This is a genomic window from Amorphoplanes digitatis, assembly GCF_014205335.1.
In the GTDB taxonomy this organism is placed as follows: domain Bacteria; phylum Actinomycetota; class Actinomycetes; order Mycobacteriales; family Micromonosporaceae; genus Actinoplanes; species Actinoplanes digitatus.
The window spans coordinates 8,530,552-8,548,049 of the sequence record NZ_JACHNH010000001.1; the positions used below are offsets into that span (position 1 = coordinate 8,530,552).

Below are 17,498 nucleotides of genomic sequence, written 5' to 3' on the forward strand. Positions count from 1 at the left end.
ATCACAACCATTCCGGTTTGTATCTGTTGAGAATGTCGAACTTCGTCTTCGGAATCGCGACCTCGGCGTCGAGGATACCGTCGTAATTGCCCACGTTCTCCCGGAAGAACTTCTCGAATTCCGCCTTGGGAATCCGGATGCGCATCAGGGATCCGTCGTACCCGGCCCGGCCACGGTAGCTCTCCGCGATCTTCTTGCCGTAGTTGCCCATACCGAAGTACGCGCTGCCGTCCGGCATGCCCTGCGGCGCTCCCGGCGTGCCCGGATAGTCGGCGGGCTGGAACCCGTTGTCCTTGATCTTTTTGGTGGCGCCCTTGGCCGGCGCCTTGTAGATCTCGACGAAGTCCGGGTCGTCGCCCTCGTCGCCCTTCTTCGGCTTGTCCGGCTTCCCGGCGTCCGGCTTGCCGGGTGACGTGTCCTTGGCTGCCTTCGGCGGGTCCTTCGGCTTGGCCGGCGGCGCGGGCTTCGGCGGCGGCCGCGGCTTCGGGGTGGACGGCGGGACGATGTTCTTCGCCGCCGTCGTCGCGTCCTTCGCCTTGTCGGCCGCCTTGACCGTGTCCACGGCGACATCGATCGCGTCGACGGCCTCGTCGGCGTACTTCAGGCCCTTGGCGGCAGAGGCCCCGTACCCGGCGACCGGGATCATCGAGGCGAACGACAGACCCGCGTCGACGTAGTTGCCCTCGGCCAGATACCAGCAACCGTTGATGCCGTCGGCGACCTCACCGAAGACCGGCACCAGGCCGACGACGTCCAGCGCCAGGTGACCGACGTTGCTCCAGCCCCACCACATGCCGGTCGGGTCGGGGTAGGCGAACGGGTTGTTCCGGCCGTAGGCGTACGCGTTCAGCTGCTGAGGATCACCGAAGTCGATGACCGGGTCGACCGACAGGAATCGGCCCGTCGCCGGGTCGTACTCGCGGGCGCCGATGTGGGTGAGGCCGGTGACCGCGTCCAGCGTGCCGCCGACGAAGCCCTTCTCACCCGGCCAGGTCCCGGCGCTGCCCCGGACGCCGCCGAACGGCAGCGTGCGCCGTTGGATGATCTTCGAGTCCGCGGCGTTGACGGCGATCTCGGCGGTGCCGTTCTGGCCACCGGCCAGCCAGGTGACGCCCGCCTTCGTCCGTACCGCGACGACCTGGCCGTTGTGGCCGTAGTAGCGGCACGCGGTGGTCGTCTGCTTCGTGACGTCCGCGTTGCTGGTGTCGAGCTTGATCTCGGTGCCGTCGAGGTAGAGCGTGACCGACTTGTTGACCAGGTCCCGGCGGATGAGCCGGCTCCCGGCCGCGTCGTACAGGAACGACGCGGTGGTCTTGCCCGCCTTGAGCACCTCGGAGAGGCGGCCCTCGGCATCCCATCGGTATTCCTCGGCGTCCTTGCCGGCCAGCGCCCGCTTGGTGGTGTTACCGCTGAGGTCGTAGCCGAACGTGTCGACGGCCGTCGCCGTGGAGCCCGACGTCGTCGTCTCGGTGCGCTCCACCGCGTGGGCCGGCTTCTTACCGGCGCCGTACGGCTTGTAGACCTTCTTCACGTCCACGCCGGCGGCGGTCGTCCGGTGGTTGACCTCCTCGGTACGGTCGCCGGCCGCGTTGTAGGCGAAGCTCTGCCAGTACGGCGCCGCGCCGCCCAGCACCGCGACCGAGGGCGCCGCGGCGCAGTCGGTGCCCTGTGCCCAGGCCTCCTTCAGGCGGCGCAGATAGTCGTACTGGAAGCACTGCACGTCCGCCTTCGCACCGGACGTCGTCGGCTTGTCCGCGATGGACAGGATGTTGCCCGCCGAGTCGTACGCGTACGTCACGTTGGCGTCGTTGCCGGTGACGATCTCCCGGTCGACCATCACGTTGTTCATCCGGCGGGTGCCGGCCTCGTACCCGTACGTCAGCCAGGTCTGCTTGCTAGCACTGCTGGTGCCCAGCGTCAGTTGCAGCGGCTCGCCGAGGTTGGAGTAGCTCGTCGAGCGCACGTAGCCGGTGGTCCCGGACGTGAACGACGGCAACCCGAACGCGTTGTACCCGGTGCGGACCGTCTCGGCGGGCAGGTCACCGGCGGCGGGAACCGACGCCTCGTCCGGCGAGCCGTCGACGTTGTAGGTCGAACCGAACGTGTAAGTCCCGGCCAGCTTGTTCTCGACCGCGGGAATGGTGACCGTGGTCTTCTTCGGCCGGCCCGCGACGTCGTACTCGCTCACCGCCGACTTGTACTCGCTGGTGCCGACGTGCCGGGTGGAGGTGGCGACCTGGCCCTTGCCCATGATCGCCGTGTCGTACGTCCACGACGCCAGCTTGATGCGGGCCGCTCCCGGGGTGGCGGGCACCTCTTCGAGCAGCGTCGGGCGGCCCAGGACGTCGTAGCTGTAGCCCAGCGTGCGGCCACGCCCGTCGGTCGCGGTCTCCACCTGGTCGAGCTTGTTGTACTTGGTGGTCGTCTCGCCCGCGTCCGGGTCCTGCGTGCTCGTCCTGCGTCCGAGCAGGTCGTAACCGTACTTCCAGACGTTGCCGGAGGCGTCCGTCACCTGTGACAGCCGGTCGGCCTTGTCATAGGCGTACAGCGTGGTGTCGGCGTCACCGGACGGGGTGGCGCCCTTGAACTCCAGCAGCTTCGTGGTCTTGCCCTGTGCATTGGTGTAGCTGCTGAACGGCGTCTCGCCCTTCGGCGGGATGACGTCGGTGTGGTCGCCGTGATAGCTCGTCGAGGTGCGCCACTTCTCCGTGCCCGCGACCTTGAAGATCTCCGCCCGGGTACGGCCGACCGCGTCGTACTCCGTCTCCGTCGCCGTCGGCACACCCTCGGCGGACTTCGACGTGTCCGCGAAGTTCGTGTCCGGCGCGTCCTTGTTGTAGAACGGCCCGACCTGTGCGATCGCCAGACCACGCGAGTCGTAGGTGGTGCTCTTGATGATCCGGCCCAGGTTGGGGGTCGGTGACTGCGACTGCAACGACCGCAACAGCCCGTCGTAGAGCTGGTGGGTCGTGCGCACGCCGTCGTTCGGCGTCAGCGTCTTCGTCGTCACCGCCACCGGACCGTCGACGCGGATGTTGTACGTGTGCTCGATGTCCGGCACATCCGCGTCGGTGCGGCCGGCCAGCCACACCTTGTTCAGGCGGCCCAGCGCGTCGTACCTGAGCAGCGTGCGCTGCCCGTTGGCGTCCTTGGTCTGGGTGACCAGGCCCCAGGCGGGGTCGACCGTGGTCGTGGTGGACAACCCGGCCGGGTCGGTGACCTTCATGCCGGTCACCGGGCCACCCGAGGCCGGGGTGTACGCGGTCTCGGTCTCGTTCATGTCGGCGTCGTAGGAGAACCGCAGGCGCCCGTAGGCGTCATAGGTGGTCTCGGCGACCTTGAGGTATCGCGGCGACGACCCGGCGAACGACTCCAGCTGATCGGTCCGGGTGACGTCGCCCTTGCTCGGGGTGTCCTCGAACGCGCCCTTGTCGTAGTACGTCAGCACGTCGGAGATCGAATCCGCCGGCATGGCGGGCGTTCTGTCGCACGCCACCGCCACCGTCTGCACCCGGGAGACCAGGGTCAGAATGGTCTTGTCGGTGTTGCGGTTGTACCAGTACCGCGTGCACGCCTGGTCGTCGGCGACATCCAGATCACCGGCGTCGCTCGACCACTTCAGCATCCCGTAGCCGTCGTACTCGTGCGCGACGGACGTCCGGCGCACCCTGCCGCCGTCCAACGCCGTACGGGAGGTGGTCTTGCCGATGCTCAGCAGCAGCGCCTCGTCGGAGCCCTCGGTCGCGGTCGGCTCGGACAGCCAGGGTGTGTTGACCAGCCCGTTGACCTCGGGTCCGCTGACGCCGTCGAAGGTGCGCTGCTCCAGCAGGAAGCCCTGATAGCGATCGTGATCGGTGACCTCGGTGCCGTCGGTCGCGGTCACCGAGACCGACTTCTTGCCGCCGTCCTTGCTCTCCCGGTCGTTGTTCATGCCGCGCAGGTAGGTCGACTCGGTGCGCAGCTGCGCGGATCCGGTCGCGCCGGTGATGGTCCGGACCGTCTTGTATCCGCGGAACTGACCCCACGTCTTGCTCTTGGCCTTCGCGATCTCGCTGTCGTCGTAGTGCCAGGCCGCACCGCCCAGATACTCGTACCTGGTGACCTTGTCGACGCTGTTGCCGGTGCGGTCGTCCTCGACCACCGATTCGACGAGGTACTTGTGGAACCAGTCCTCCTTCTCGCCGATCTGGCCCTCCTTGGACCAGAAGGAGGGGTAGCACGGGCGGCTGTTCGTGGCCGGGTCCAGCGTCTTCACCTCGGCCGGCGTGCACTCGGCGGACGTGTAGTTCACCGACGTGATGCCACCCGACTCGGACTGAATGGCCCGGATCCGGAACTTCTTGAACGGCAGCCGGTCGTCACCGTCGCGGTCGACGCGGTTCTCCAGCGCGATGCTCTGGAACACGGTCTTCGGCAGCGTGATCGAGGAGCCGGAGCCCTTGCCGATGTGAGTGATCGAGTCCAGCCACAGGCTCGCCGTCGACGCGTCGGCCGGGTCCGGGTACGAGTGGTCAAGGGACCAGACGTCGACGTTGTCGTAGCCGCCGTCCTTGCCGAGCACCTGCGTGGTGACCGTGCTCAGCCGCTTGCGCGTGAAGAACGTCGGCGACCACTGCTCCTCGCACGACTCGTCGTCGGTGCAGATCTGGTCGAACGGCACGTCCGGCCAGCGGGTCGCCGTGTCCTTCTTCAGGTCGCCGGCCTCGCAGTCCTCGTCGGCGCCCTTGCAGCGCTCGGCGACGGAGAAGACGACCTGCGCGGGGGCCTTCGTGTCGTTCTCCGCGCCCGCGCGCTCGCCGTACTCGATGCGCTTGAGGTATCCACCACGGTCGTAGGACACCGAGACGTCGTCGCGGTTCGCGCCGTAACGGTTGGTCTCCGTGCCCCAGTAATAGGTCATGGAGTTGCCGTGCGTGTCGACCACGTAGTCGAGATTCCAGCGCCAGGTCTGCTTGCAGCGCGATTCCTTGAACGTGTCCTGGTGGCAGGGCTCGTCCTTGTCATCGCCGTAGACCGGCACCTCCCACGACGAGTTCGTGTTCTCGGCGTCGGCGGCGCTCCGCTTGCCCTTTCCGAAGTAGTACCGGGTGCCCTCCGTCGTGGTGACCAGCCAGTACTCGTCGTTGTTGTCGTCGTTGAAGCCGCCGGTCTCCTTGGTGATCCGGGTACCGTCGTCCGACTTCAGCCGCCACTCGTTACCCGACTTCTTCACCAGCTCGCCGCTGCGGCCCGCGAACGACATCGTCGCGTTGTCCGAGACATAGCAGAGGTCGTACTTCTGCTCGCCGGCCTCGTCGTGGCCGTCGTCGTTGCACGACTTGAACGACCGCTCGATGAACCCGACCGACATGTCGAAGCCCTCGCCGACGATCGACGGCTGGTTGTTCGTCGAACCGGTCCGGCCGTCGACGCTCGCCGACGAGTACCCGAACGCCAGCTGCGGCGACGGTCCGGCGAGAGCCGGGGGCACGCGCAGCGGATAGCTCCAGGAGAAGCCGCCGGTGTTACCCGAGTTCTGCCAGCTGCCGGACGGCGCCAGCGAGGTCGCGGCGTAGCTGCCCGAGCCACCGCTGGCCCCGGCCGACACCGACAGCAGCCCCACCGTGCCGGCCGACGCGGCCGCCGACAGCGCCGACGCGGTGGACGCCTTCGACTTCAACGCGGGCGCCGGAGGCGCGGACACCCGGGCGACCAGGCTCTCACCCTCGAGGTCGTTGCGGGTGTCCAGCGCGGTGCCGGTCCGGCACTCCGGAACGTCCGGGGTCGTCAGGGCACACGCCGGCAGGCTGTTGACACGCAACCGGCTCGCCCAGTCACCGCCGTACGCGTGCGCGAAGGCGGCGTAGTTGAGCTCAAGATCGACGCCGACGGCGGCCGTCGTGCTGTCGGCGCGGGTGACCGACAACAACACGCCGTCGACGCCGGCCTTCTCGGTCGTCGCACGGTCCAGCACCTCGACGCGGATCGTGCTCGGCGTCTGCGGCGCGGTGACCTTGATCGGCAGGCCACCCGGCTCCCCGGTCGCCGCGGCGGGCGCGACCTTGGCCGCGGTACCGCCGGGCGCCTGCGCCTTGACCGTGGCCACCGCCGGGTCCGGCCAGTCCACCTTCTCCGGCGGGCCGTCGGCCGGATCCGGGAGGCTCGCCTCCATCTTTCCGGCGGCGACCGGCACGGACGCCATCTGTTCCGTCTTCGGACGCCGGGCCTCGCGCGCCTCCTCGTCCACCGGCCCTTCCGCCCGTGACGGCGCCGCCCATCCAAACGTCGCCACCATGACGGTCGCGAGTCCCAGCGCCAGGCTCGATCGGAATCGGCCTCTCCCCCGCGCAGTTCGCACCACAGAGTCCTTCCACATAGGTTTGTTTTCGCCTGTTACGGGCGGCTCTTGCGCCAGAGGTCGTCGATGTCCGCCGGGTCCAACGTGCCGGGGAACACCCGTACGTCGTCGACATCACCGCTCAGGAACCCGACCCACTTGTCGTTCAGCCGGGTCCGGCCCACCTGGAGACCACCGGCGGCGTTCCACACCGAGCCGGTGTAAACGGCGGTGCCGCGCTCCTGGCCGTCGACATAGATGGACATCTTGTTGTTGCCCGGGTTGAACATGCCGACCACCTGGGTCCACTCGCCCGCCACCGGCGGCTCGACGGCCCCGTCGACGGCCTGCACGAGGTCACCCGCGGCCAGGCCGGTCTTGTCGGACTTGTGCCGGCCGAACGTCCAGCGCTTCAGCGCGGACGAGTAGCCCAGGTCGAAGCCGCTCCCGTAGGTGCCGACCTGGGACAGAACCGTCATGTCGGAGGCCAGCGCGGACGGCCGCACCCACGCCATCACGGTGAAGCCACTGCGCGTGTCCACCACCGAGGACGCCGTCGCGAAGTCGGCGCCACCGGTGAAGCGGATCGCTCCGTCGGTCGGCTCGGTCGCCTGGCGCTGACCCGCGACGTGATCCACACCGGTGAGGGTCAGCGTGCGCCCCTTGCCGGAGCCGTCCGCCGCGGTGGTGCCGGCCGTCTCGTCGAGCGGGTAGGCGGCGGCCGCGCACGCGTCGGCGGCCGGGTCCTCGCAGGGGCGCACCGCCCGGAACACGTATCGGGTCAGCTCGCTACGGTTGCCCGCGCGATCGACGCTCCGGGCATAGAGCACGTTCGGGCCGAACGCGACGGCCGACACGTTCGTGGCCTCGGCGTCGCCGCCGAGCGTCGCCGGGACGGCCTTGTTCGTCGGGTTGTCGTTGCCGATCGCCCACTCGTAGTACGCGACGTCGTTGCCGTACACCGAGTCCGAGTTCCCGTTGGCCGAGAAAACGACCTTGCCCAGCTCACCCGGCTTCTTGTTCGCGGCGTCGGTGGGGAAGTCGGTCGACGACACGGCCGGCACGGCGTCGGGACGTTCGCCGTCCGCGGAGTACTCACACCAGTCCGAGAACGACAGGCTGTCCAGCTTGCCGTCGTTGCTCCGGGCGTGCCACTTGTAGGTGTGACCGTGCACCAGGGGCGCTCCGGCGTTCACCTTGAAGTCGACCGCCTTGCCGTTGCCGTCGGTGTGCGCCTTCGGGCCGATCTTGGCCTCGTACGTCTTCGCCGTCGCCGTGTCGGTCAGCGCGAAGTTGACGCTGATGTTCTCGCTGTCCGGGTCCTTCGCGTTGACGACAAGCGTGGGCTGGTCGTTCCACAGGAACGGGCGGTTCGCGCCGGCGACGCAGGGCATGTTCGGGTCGATGGTCTTCTCGCCGTACGGCTTGCCCGGCCGGGTGTTGTACTCGACCACCAGCGTCGACTTGGAGCCGTTGAACCGCTTCCAGCTGTTGCCGTCGGTCTCGTCCGCCGCGGTCAGTGAGAACGCGAACTCGGCACCGGCCGCCAGCTTCGCCTTGACCGTGTTCGTGAGGTTCTCGTTCGTCTCCTCCTTGTTGTCGGAGAACTCGACGAACGACGGCGGCGCATCGGGGTCACACGAGCTGCCGCGCCCATAGGCGACCTTGCGGTCGACCATCAGGTCGGCACTGTTGCCCTTGTCCGGGCGGTTGTTCCAGTTCGTTGCCGAATCCACCTCGGCGGCGTTCACGTGCCGCAGATTGACCCAGCTCGCCGTGCAGGAAAACGACCACGTCTCGTACGCGCGGAACGTCACGTCCTTGACGACCCGCTCGTTCCAGTCCTTCTCGACCGGCTTGAACTTGAAGTACATCCGGTTGGTGTAAGGGTTGGAGTCGCACAGATAGCCACCCCAGTTCGAGCAGCGGCCCATGCCTTTGTCGTCGTCGAAATTGTGGTACTCGGTGCTCGGGAAGTCGCTCGACACGTACGTCCAGTCGGACTTCTTGATCGTCGCCGACGCGTCCGGATCGATGTAGACCGGGTACGTGGTCTCGGGGTTCTTCAGCATCTCGGCGTCCGGCACCAGGGTCAGCGCGCCGTCGCCGGTCAACGACAACCCGACCTCCGCCACCTTGCTGGAGGGTGCCGGCGCGGCGGTGATGTCGCCCGACGTCGGTCCCTGCACCGGAGCCGGCTGGGCGGGGTCCGTCGCCTCGCGCGCGGCGCTCCGGCCGCCTTGGATCTTGGCTGGCGCCGGGCTCGCCGGCCGCGTCGAGTCCCACATCGTCGGCTCGGCGCCGGAGAAGATCGTCGCGCCGGTGGCGTCGATCGCGTCCAGGCCACCATTGGCGCCCTCGCGAACATCGACGCCCTCGCCGCGCACCGTCAGCCTCAGGCGAGCCAGGTTCGAGATCGTCTCGGCCTCGCCGTTCTTCACCACCATCACGTACGAGTAGCCGACGGTCGTCGCACGCATCTTCAGATCGACGCCGGGCAGGACCTCCGGGTAGGTCGCCACCGGACCGTCAAGCGTCGGCGCCTTCAACGGCTGCGGCCAGCCGATGATCATCGACTTTCCGTCGTCGCCGAAACGGACCAGATCCGTCGATCCGGCACCGGCGAAGGACAGTTCCACGGTCGAGGCCTTCGGGCCGATCGACCCGTCCGGGCGCCGGTACAGCGTCGGATCGACATCGACCCAGGACCCGTCAGCCTGCTCGACTCGCTGCGGACCGACCGTTGTCTCGCTCGTGAACGTGCCGCTCGGATTCGCGAACACGAGTTCGTTCTCGGTGCGCTCCGCAACCACTTCGACCCGCTGTCCGGAAGACCGCGCCTGCGCGCTCGCCTGCTCGGCCGGCGTCAATGGCGCCGGCGGCACCGACTCGTCCTTCGTGACCGGCGGTGCCGCGAGCACGGGACCGGCGAAATTCAACGGCGCCAGAAGGCCGACCGCGAGTACCAAAGAGATGGAGCCCCGGCGCATGGCACGCCGAAGCTCAGGATCAGACAGCACGAAGGCCCCCGTCAGGTGCTAGGAATGATCAAGCGCGCTGAAGATATATCGACGCTCAGACATTTCGCTGTCCCGCGCGGCACCCGTTGGCCCAGGAGTTCTGTCGGACCCGACACATTGACAGGCAGTTATGCATGTGATGCGACGTGCCCGGTCCGCCGAAAGTCCGAAGCCAGGCCGGCGCGACTGATCTAAGATCTTGAATCAGCCCGATGCTCCGATCGGCGGATCCACGGGGAGTCCACTGTGCTGCGTTTCGTCTCGCTGGCCGGCGCCGGCGCCGCCCTGCTGACCATGCTCTCCACGGGTGTGCTCGCCGCACCGGCGCAGGCCGCGACGGCGGGTGTCGCCACCGTCGTCGAGTCGACCAAGGTGCGGTACAAGGCGGCCAAGGGCAAGCAGAACAGGGTCGTCGTCACCCGCTCCGGCAACACCATCACCGTCGACGACAAGGTCGCCGTGAAGGCCGGCAAGGGCTGCAGGGCGGTCAAGGGCGACAAGACCAGGGTGCGGTGCACCACGAAGAAGGCGCCGACCCGGATCCGGGTGTACACCTTCGACCGCAACGACTCGGTGGTCAACCGGACGGGCCTGGGTATGACCGCGGACGGCGGTACCGGCGCCGACACGCTCACCGGCGGCCCGCGCAGCGACACGCTGCGCGGCGGCTCAGGCGCGGACAAGCTGTACGGCCTCGGCGGCACGGACTGGATGACCGGCTCGGACGGCAACGACCGGCTCGACGGCGGGGACGGCGACGACTCGCTGGACGGCGGCTTCGGCAACGACACCCTCGTCGGCCGCAACGGGCACGACCAGCTGCTTGGCATGGACGGCAACGACAAGGAGTACGGCGGCGCCGGCCCCGACACCTTCGATCAGGCCTACGACCCGTCGCTTCCGGACGCCGACCTGTTCGCCGGCGGAAGCGGCGAGGACACCGTCACCTACATCTCGCGCGCCAGGGCGGTGATCGCCGACAACGACGGCGCGAAGGGCGACGACGGCGCCAAGAACGAGCACGACAGCATCGGCACCGACGTCGAGAACATCGACGGTGGCGACGGCAACGACAGGTTGACCGGCAACTCCGCCAGGAACGTCCTGCGCGGGCTGGGCGGCAACGACACGCTGATCGGCGGCGGCGGGGACGACGCCCTCGATGGCGGCACCGGCAAGGACCACCTGAACGGCGGCGCGGGCGACGATTCGCTCTTCGGCGACGACAGCTTCGGGGGCGCCCGGGCGGCGGACGTGCTGCTCGGCGGGGCCGGCCGGGATCGGGTCAGCTACCTCGGCTACACGAAGGCCGTAACTGTCGATCTCGACGGCGTCGCCGGTGACGACGGGCAGTCCGGCGAGCACGACACGGTCGGCGCGGACGTCGAGGACATCCACGGCGGCGCCGGCAACGACCGGCTGACCGGCAACGCCGGGAACAACCTCATCTACGGCCTCGAGGGCGACGACATCGTGCGCGGCGGCGCGGGCAACGACGAACTCGAGGGCGACGACGGCCGCGACCAGCTGTACGGCGAGGCCGGCGACGACTCGATGACCGGTGCCGACGGCTACCGGTACGACGTGCCGGACCGGCTGGACGGCGGCGCCAACACCGCGATCGGCGACATCTGCCAGCCGCTGGACAACGACGTGACCGTCGATTGTGAACGCGATCGGCCCTAAGCGCCGATGACCTCTTCGGACAGGCGCTCGCCGGCGACGGTCGAGATCTTGATGCCGAAGATGAAGATGTCGGCGATCCGGTGGTTGACGAAGTCGTCGCGGTCGTGGCCGTCGATCGCGTCGAGCAGCAGGGCCGTCAGCTTGGTCAGGTGCAGGGTGAAGTGCCGAAGCTGGGCGTACTTGGGCATGCCGGCGACGTCCGGGTGGTAGACCATGTCGTGCCGGATCTGCGCCCGCTGCAACTCCAGCAGGGTCTTGCTCACCCGCACGGCCTCGCCGCCGTCGAAGGCGCCGCCGCCCGCCAGCGGGTGCCGGGACTCCAGCATCTCGAGTCGGTCGGCGTACCGCTGGCGGAGGTCGGCGCCGAATCCCGCCGAGAGTCGCCACCCCATGGCGCGCAGATCGGCGGCGGCACCGAGCAGTTTCGCCCGGTCGACCTGTTCATTGTGTTCGGCGCGATCGCAATGGCGGGCCAGTTCGGCCGCCGTACGGATCAGAACCGGGAGCTCAGCTTGGAGCGCCAAATCGCCATTGACTGACACGTCTGCCATTATTCGCCTAGGAGTGAGGTTTACGACTCAACTTTGCGGATTGCCGGGGGAGTACCACTCGGCTGAATTACCGGGCGGCGCGGCGGTCGATCGCCTCTGCCCACGCGACCGCCACGGCGGCCACCTGAATCAACTCGGACCGCAGGTCCTCCGGCTCCGCCTCGGCGGCGGCCTCGGCGACCTCCTCGAGCAGGATGTGCCGCCAGCTCAGGTTCCCGTTCTCGGCCGCCTGCTCGCATTCCTTGCGGGCCAGCGCCGCGTCCGCGGCGTGCCAGTGCCCGGTGCCGTCCGGGTGGTTCTGCGGGCCCCAGCGCTCGTCCTGCCGCCGGCGCTCGGCCGCGACCTCGGTCAGCACGGCGGCAAGACTGGAACCTTCACCGATCACCTGAGACGCCACGACATGAACTCCTTCTCGCCGTAACTCCCCCACCTGGGGAGAACGAATGGTAAACCCCCTCCGCAGCATTGCGGTTACCTCGGTCCGGCCACATGGGACATGAAAGGCGCCCCACCAGCAGAGCCGGCGGGGCGCCCGAGAACGCGGATAATGATCAGCAGTAGGTCGACTGCTTACCGATGACCTTGTAGGGGCAGTCCGCCACCTCGGCGATGATCAGCGCCGCCTCCTTGTTGCGGGCGGTCTCCCGGGTGATCACGCTGGCCGGCGGGTAGAAGCCGCCCGCCGACGAACTGGTCGGGTACATCTCGAACGTGTACGCGAAGATCTTGTGCTGTCCCCACAGCCAGTCGAGCGAGTCGCCGTCGGTGATGTAGAGGTCACTGGCCTGCTCCGGCGTGTACTGGTTCGTCGCCGCCATCTGCCGGCCGAGCGTCGCGAACGTGTTGTTCTGGTCGGCGGTCATGACGCCGGTCGCCGTGTCGGCGTTGGTGTACCCGAGCGGCCACAGCACCAGCTCCGAGTAGGTGTGGAAGTCGATCGCGGCCTTGATCTGCTGTACGCCGCCGACCACCCGGCTGTTGACGAAGTCACGGATCACCCGCGTCTCCGGCGCCGAGAACGCCGAGGGGCCCCGGTAGGTGTCCGACGAGGTGGTGCCGGACGAGCCGCCGCAGCAGCCCCACTTGTAGCCGTAATTGCGGTTCAGGTCCGTGCCGACGTACGAGGAGCCGGAGTTGGGCTGGCGGTTCTTGCGCCACGAGCGGTAGCTGCCGGTCGCGACGTCGTACTCCGCGCCGTCCGGGTTCACCGACGGGATGATCCAGATCTCGCGGCTGTTGACCACGTTGCGGATCCGGGTGTCGGTCGCGTAGTTGTCGGCGTACAGGTGCAGCAGGTAGACGGCCATCTCCACGGTGAGGTGCTCACGGGCGTGGTGGTTGGCGTCGTAGAGGACCTCGGGCTCGCTCTCGTCCGTGCCGACGTTGTCGGAGATCTTCACGGCGACGATGTTGCGGCCCTGGTAGGTCTGGCCGAGCACCCGCTTGCTCGCGATCGCCGGATACTGCGCCACGATCGCGTCGACCTCGGCGACCATCTCGGCGTAGTTGTGGTAGGCGGCGTCCCGGGAGGGGAAGTCCAGGGTGGACACGTCCTCGGTCGGCAGCGGCACCGTCACGGGGTTGACCGTGAAGCCGAGCGCGCGCAGGGCCTTCACCTCGCTGCCGGTCGCGGTGATCTCCACGACCGAGTGCTCGGCGCCGTCGATGGCCGCGCCGGTGCTCGCGATCGCGTTGCGCTGGGCGAGCGTACGCACGTCGTAGACCTCGTACTGCGCCGAGGTGTCCGCGCGCGCGACCGCCGTTGCGGGCGGCGCGGCGGTGGCGGATGCGGCGATCAGGGCCGCACCTACGGCGGCGGCCGATACCAGGGCATTGAGGCGTCGTCGTCTCATGAACGACCTCCGGGGGGTGTCAGAGGGGTTCGGGCCCCGTCACTGCACCACTCGGAATCGACGTTTGGCAATGAGTTCGGCCTCGGCCGACCATGCCAAAGTGCCCCCTACCTCGGCGTGATGACCGCCGAGCGCAGGTCAGGAAGCCTTTTTTCCCTCGCCGTTCTCGGCGGACCCCGCGGCGGCGTGGCCGGTGCCGGCGACGCGGTCGTCCGCGGCGCGGTCACCCGCGGCGGCCGCCGCCTCGTCGCCGGCGAGGGCCGCGCGCAGCCGCTGCTTCTCCGCCTTGCGGCGCTCCGCGACCGAGCCAAGCTGCTCGGCCATCTCGTTGCGCCACTTGGCCAGCAGGAAGTAGGAGAACGCCGCCGAGGCGACCAGCGCGATCATCGCCTTGACCAGGAAGTTCAGCGGGACCGGCAGCAGCAGCGCGAACACGACGACGAAGAGGCCGATGCGGCCGAGCGTGTACTTGACGGCGGGACTCATTTTTCGAACTCCTGTCAGCCCACCCGGTGGCTGAGCCACCGGAGGCCGTAGAACCAGATCAGGCAGTAGACGACGGTCAGGCCGAGCGCGCCGATCGCGCCGCTGACAAGCGCCGGGAAGACGGTGGCGGCGAGGCCCGCGAGGGTCATTCCGACCGCGACACCGAAGCCCGCGCCCAGCGCGGCGACCACGAACCGGTACGCGTTGTGGCCGTGGCGGGCCGCGCGGAACTCCTCGGTGAACAACCACACCGGCAGGATCAACGCGAGCCAGCCGCTGGAGTCGCCGAATACGAACGCCTCGGCCAGCGACATGACCGCCTCGAAGACGAGCAGGACCACGACGCCGGTGACGAGGCCGGCGAGGGCGACACCGATCAGGTCGCCGATGGTCACCAGCCGTCCGTCGGCGTCGCGGCGGGGGCGACGGTCATTTCTGGTCTCGGCCATAACAACGAGAGGGTACGCCGAGGCGCCCGCTCCCTACGCCCAGACCTGCTGCGGCTCGCTGCGGCGCTCCGCGAGCGGTGTCGGCTTCGCGTACTCCCGGACGACCTCGTAGCGGGTGTTGCGCTCGACGGGCTGGAAACCCGCGTCCCAGATGATGTTGAGCAGGTCGTCGCGGTGCATCGTGGTCGGCGTGCCGTAGTCGTCGGCGTCGTGGGTGATCTTGTACTCGACGACCGAGCCGTCCAGGTCGTCGGCGCCGAAGTTCAGCGAGAGCTGAGCCACCGACAGCCCGTGCATGACCCAGAAGTTCTTCAGGTGCGGCACGTTGTCGAACATCAGCCGGGAGACCGCGAAGGTGCGCAGCGACTCGGCCGGCGACGCCATCGTGGTGCGGGCCTGGATCCGGTTGCGGATCTTGCCGTCCGCCGAGTCGACGAAGTCGTGCTGGTAGCGAAGCGGGATGAAGACCGCGAAACCACCCGTCTCGTCCTGCAACTCGCGAAGGCGCATGACGTGGTCGACCCGGTGCCGCGGCTCCTCGATGTGGCCGTACAGCATGGTGGCGGGGGTCTTCATGCCCTTGGAGTGCGCGAGCCGGTGGATCCGGGACCAGTCTTCCCAGTGGCAGGCGTGGTCGACGATGTGCTGGCGGACCTCCCAGTCGAAGATCTCCGCGCCGCCGCCGGTCAGCGACTCCAGCCCCGCGTCCATCAGCTCGTCGAGGATCTCGGTGGCCGGCAGGCCGCTGATCTTCTCGAACCACTGGACCTCGGTCGCCGTGAAGCACTTGAGCTTGACGTTCGGCAGCGCCGCCTTCAGCTCGCGCAGCACCTTGGGGTAGTACCGCCAGGGCAGCGTGGGGTGCAGTCCATTGACGATGTGCAATTCTGTGAGTTGTTCATCTTCCATCTCCTTGGCCTTGCGTACGGCCTCGTCGATGCGCATGGTGTATGCGTCCTTCTCGCCCGGCTTGCGCTGGAACGAGCAGTACGCACAGCTTGCGGAGCAGACGTTGGTGAGGTTGAGGTGCCGGTTGACGTTGAACATCACCCGGTCGGCGTTCATCTCAGTACGCTTGTGATGCGCCAGCCGGCCGAGCCAGGCGAGATCGTCGGACTCGTAGAGGGCGACACCGTCCGCACGGGTCAGCCGCTCGCCCGCGTAGACCTTGGCCTCCAGCTCACGCTTCAGTCCGACGTCCATGTGTGCCCCTTTCCCATCGCTCACCGCCGAGCCTACGTCCTGCCACCGGCGACGATGGGAGCGCGGCGGCTTCGGGGCGGCGCGGATCACGCAGTCGGGCATACGATTCTCAGGCTCCTCTCAACTGGAATCGATCGACAGCGGTGCACGGGTTGGGGTAAGAACCTAGAAGGACGTAAGCGTCGGAGGGCGACCGAGCGCGGACCGGGGAGCGCATGTTGACGAATTGGCAGTACGGCCGAGGTGGCTCGCGGCGGCCGCGCCCATGGTGGCGCCCGCTGGCGTATTCCGCCGCGACCGCAGCCGCCATCGCCATGCTCTTCAACCCGTTGCCGGCCTCCGCCGCCCCGGTGGCACCGCCCGCGGTGCCCGACGCCGGCTCCCGGCCGCTGCCGCTCGGCACGCTCACGATGCCGGGCCAGACGAGCACCGGCCCGGCCACGACGACGCCGATCGTTTCCACCGGCGTCGCGATGACCCCGCTGCTCGCCAAGGTCGAGAAGGGCCGGGACGAGCTCGCCACCCTCGGCGAGAAGCTGACCCGGACCAAGGAAGACTTCGACCTCGCCACCCAGCAGCTGGCGACCGCCGATCAGAAGGTCGCGCAGACCGCGGTCTCGCTCGCGGCGGCCCGGGAGGAGGCCGCGGACGCCGCGGCCGCGGCCGTCCGTGACGCCGCCGCCATGCCGCCCGGCACGCTCGGCTCCGGCCTGGAGGACCTCGACTCGCTCGCCCGGATCAACCGCGGCGACTCCGCGACCGAGCAGGCCGCCGGCCGGCAGCTCGCGATCGCACAGGACGCCAACACGGCCGCGCTCTCCGAGCAGCAGTCGGTGCGGGCACACCTCGACCTGGTCACCGTCGATCGCGACAAGCTCCAGGCCGAGGTCAACAAGAAGTCGGCCGCCCAGCAGAAGCTCGAGCAGCAGCACGCCGACGAGGTCCGCGCCGCCGACGCGGCCGCCGCGGCCCGGGACGCGCAGGCCGGCGCGGGCTACCTGTCCGGCGAGAACGCCGGCCGCGGCGCCGACCCGCGGGCCATCGCCGCGCTGACCTTCGCCCTGGCCCAGCGCGGAGACCCGTACGTCTGGTCCGAGGAGGGCCCGGACCAGTACGACTGCTCCGGCCTGATGTACGCGGCCTACCGCTCGGACGCCGCGGGCAACTTCCCGCTGACCCGGGTGTCGAAGGACCAGTACTACCAGACCCGGGCCAAGGTCGTTGACCGCTACTCGTTGCTCCCGGGCGACCTGCTCTTCTTCAGCTCGACAAGCAGCTGGACGGGAATCCACCACGTCGCGATGTACGCGGGCGACGGCATGATGGTCGAGGCGCCGCGCACCGGCCTCAACGTCCGCCTGACCCCGGTCCGCTGGACCCGGCTCTTCGGCGCGACCCGCATCTACGGCTCGGTCGAGGGCACGGTCGAGGGCCCGGTGCTCGGCAACCCGGACCCGGAGACGCCGAGCGACAACCCGACGACGACGAAGCCGCCGACGACCCCGCCGACCACCAAGCCGACGACGAAGCCGCCGACGACGCCGCCCACCACCAAGCCGACCACGAAGCCGACGACGACGCCGCCCTCGACGCAGCCGACGACCCCCAGCACCCCGCCGACGAACCCGGACCCGACCGAGACCCAATCGGCCGCGCCTTCGCCGAGCGGATCCACGGCCGGGTCCTCGGACAGTTCGCCGTCGAAGTCGGGGGACACCTCTTCGTCTTCGTCGGCGTCGGCATCGGCGGCCTCGAAGTCGGCCGCGGCGCCTTCGTCCGCGGCAACGAATTCGGCGTCGGCCTCCGCTTCGAGCGACGGCGACTGACCCGGTTTCGCGATCTTCAAGGCGGGGAAACGCCCTAACGCCGGATGCGCTTATGAGCGCTGATATGGCACCGTAGTCACCAGCGCCCGGCAATCGACGTGCCCGGCG

At 68.7% G+C, this 17,498-nt stretch carries 9 protein-coding genes and 1 pseudogene; 2 read left to right on the top strand and 8 right to left on the bottom strand.

Annotation, left to right across the window (positions count from 1 at the left end; genetic code table 11):
- Position 1 precedes the first annotated feature (1 nt).
- Both BJ971_RS42425 and BJ971_RS37805 read right to left on the bottom strand, forming a co-directional pair.
- Positions 2 to 6,226 carry an RHS repeat-associated core domain-containing protein gene (locus BJ971_RS42425; protein WP_184998083.1) on the bottom strand — a complete coding sequence of 2,075 codons (6,225 nt, stop codon included), beginning with the start codon at positions 6,224 to 6,226 and terminating at the stop codon, positions 2 to 4.
- Between the two features lie 146 nt (positions 6,227 to 6,372).
- The gene (locus tag BJ971_RS37805; RefSeq protein ID WP_203709419.1) at positions 6,373 to 9,255 is read right to left on the bottom strand and encodes a LamG-like jellyroll fold domain-containing protein; all 2,883 of its coding nucleotides are present in this window, start codon (positions 9,253 to 9,255) and stop codon (positions 6,373 to 6,375) included.
- Between the two features lie 327 nt (positions 9,256 to 9,582).
- Here BJ971_RS37805 and BJ971_RS37810 point away from each other — a divergent pair, with 327 nt between their 5' ends.
- Entirely contained in the window at positions 9,583 to 11,022 is a 1,440-nt protein-coding gene (locus BJ971_RS37810; RefSeq protein WP_184998084.1) for a calcium-binding protein, read from the top strand.
- Here BJ971_RS37810 and BJ971_RS37815 read toward each other — a convergent pair.
- The 6 genes and pseudogenes from BJ971_RS37815 to mqnE form a co-directional block, all read right to left on the bottom strand.
- Positions 11,019 to 11,546, bottom strand: a complete 528-nt coding sequence (locus BJ971_RS37815; RefSeq protein ID WP_184998085.1) for a hypothetical protein — start codon at positions 11,544 to 11,546, stop codon at positions 11,019 to 11,021. The genes BJ971_RS37810 and BJ971_RS37815 overlap by 4 nt on opposite strands.
- A 94-nt stretch (positions 11,547 to 11,640) precedes the next feature.
- Positions 11,641 to 11,970, bottom strand: a complete 330-nt coding sequence (locus tag BJ971_RS37820; protein ID WP_184998086.1) for a hypothetical protein — start codon at positions 11,968 to 11,970, stop codon at positions 11,641 to 11,643.
- 157 nt (positions 11,971 to 12,127) lie between these two features.
- Positions 12,128 to 13,426 (bottom strand): annotated as a pseudogene (locus BJ971_RS37825) (M14 family metallopeptidase); the annotation flags it as partial.
- 138 nt (positions 13,427 to 13,564) lie between these two features.
- Positions 13,565 to 13,912, bottom strand: a complete 348-nt coding sequence (locus tag BJ971_RS37830; RefSeq protein WP_184998088.1) for a DUF4229 domain-containing protein — start codon at positions 13,910 to 13,912, stop codon at positions 13,565 to 13,567.
- Between the two features lie 14 nt (positions 13,913 to 13,926).
- Positions 13,927 to 14,361 carry a hypothetical protein gene (locus BJ971_RS37835; protein WP_184998089.1) on the bottom strand — a complete coding sequence of 145 codons (435 nt, stop codon included), beginning with the start codon at positions 14,359 to 14,361 and terminating at the stop codon, positions 13,927 to 13,929.
- Positions 14,362 to 14,394: 33 nt separating this feature from the next.
- Positions 14,395 to 15,564, bottom strand: a complete 1,170-nt coding sequence (gene mqnE, locus BJ971_RS37840) for an aminofutalosine synthase MqnE (RefSeq protein ID WP_184998090.1) — start codon at positions 15,562 to 15,564, stop codon at positions 14,395 to 14,397.
- Positions 15,565 to 15,782: 218 nt separating this feature from the next.
- Between mqnE and BJ971_RS37845 the strand changes: the two genes are divergently transcribed.
- On the top strand, positions 15,783 to 17,390 hold the full coding sequence (locus BJ971_RS37845; RefSeq protein ID WP_239087576.1) for a C40 family peptidase: 1,608 nt from the start codon (positions 15,783 to 15,785) through the stop codon (positions 17,388 to 17,390).
- Positions 17,391 to 17,498 lie beyond the last annotated feature (108 nt).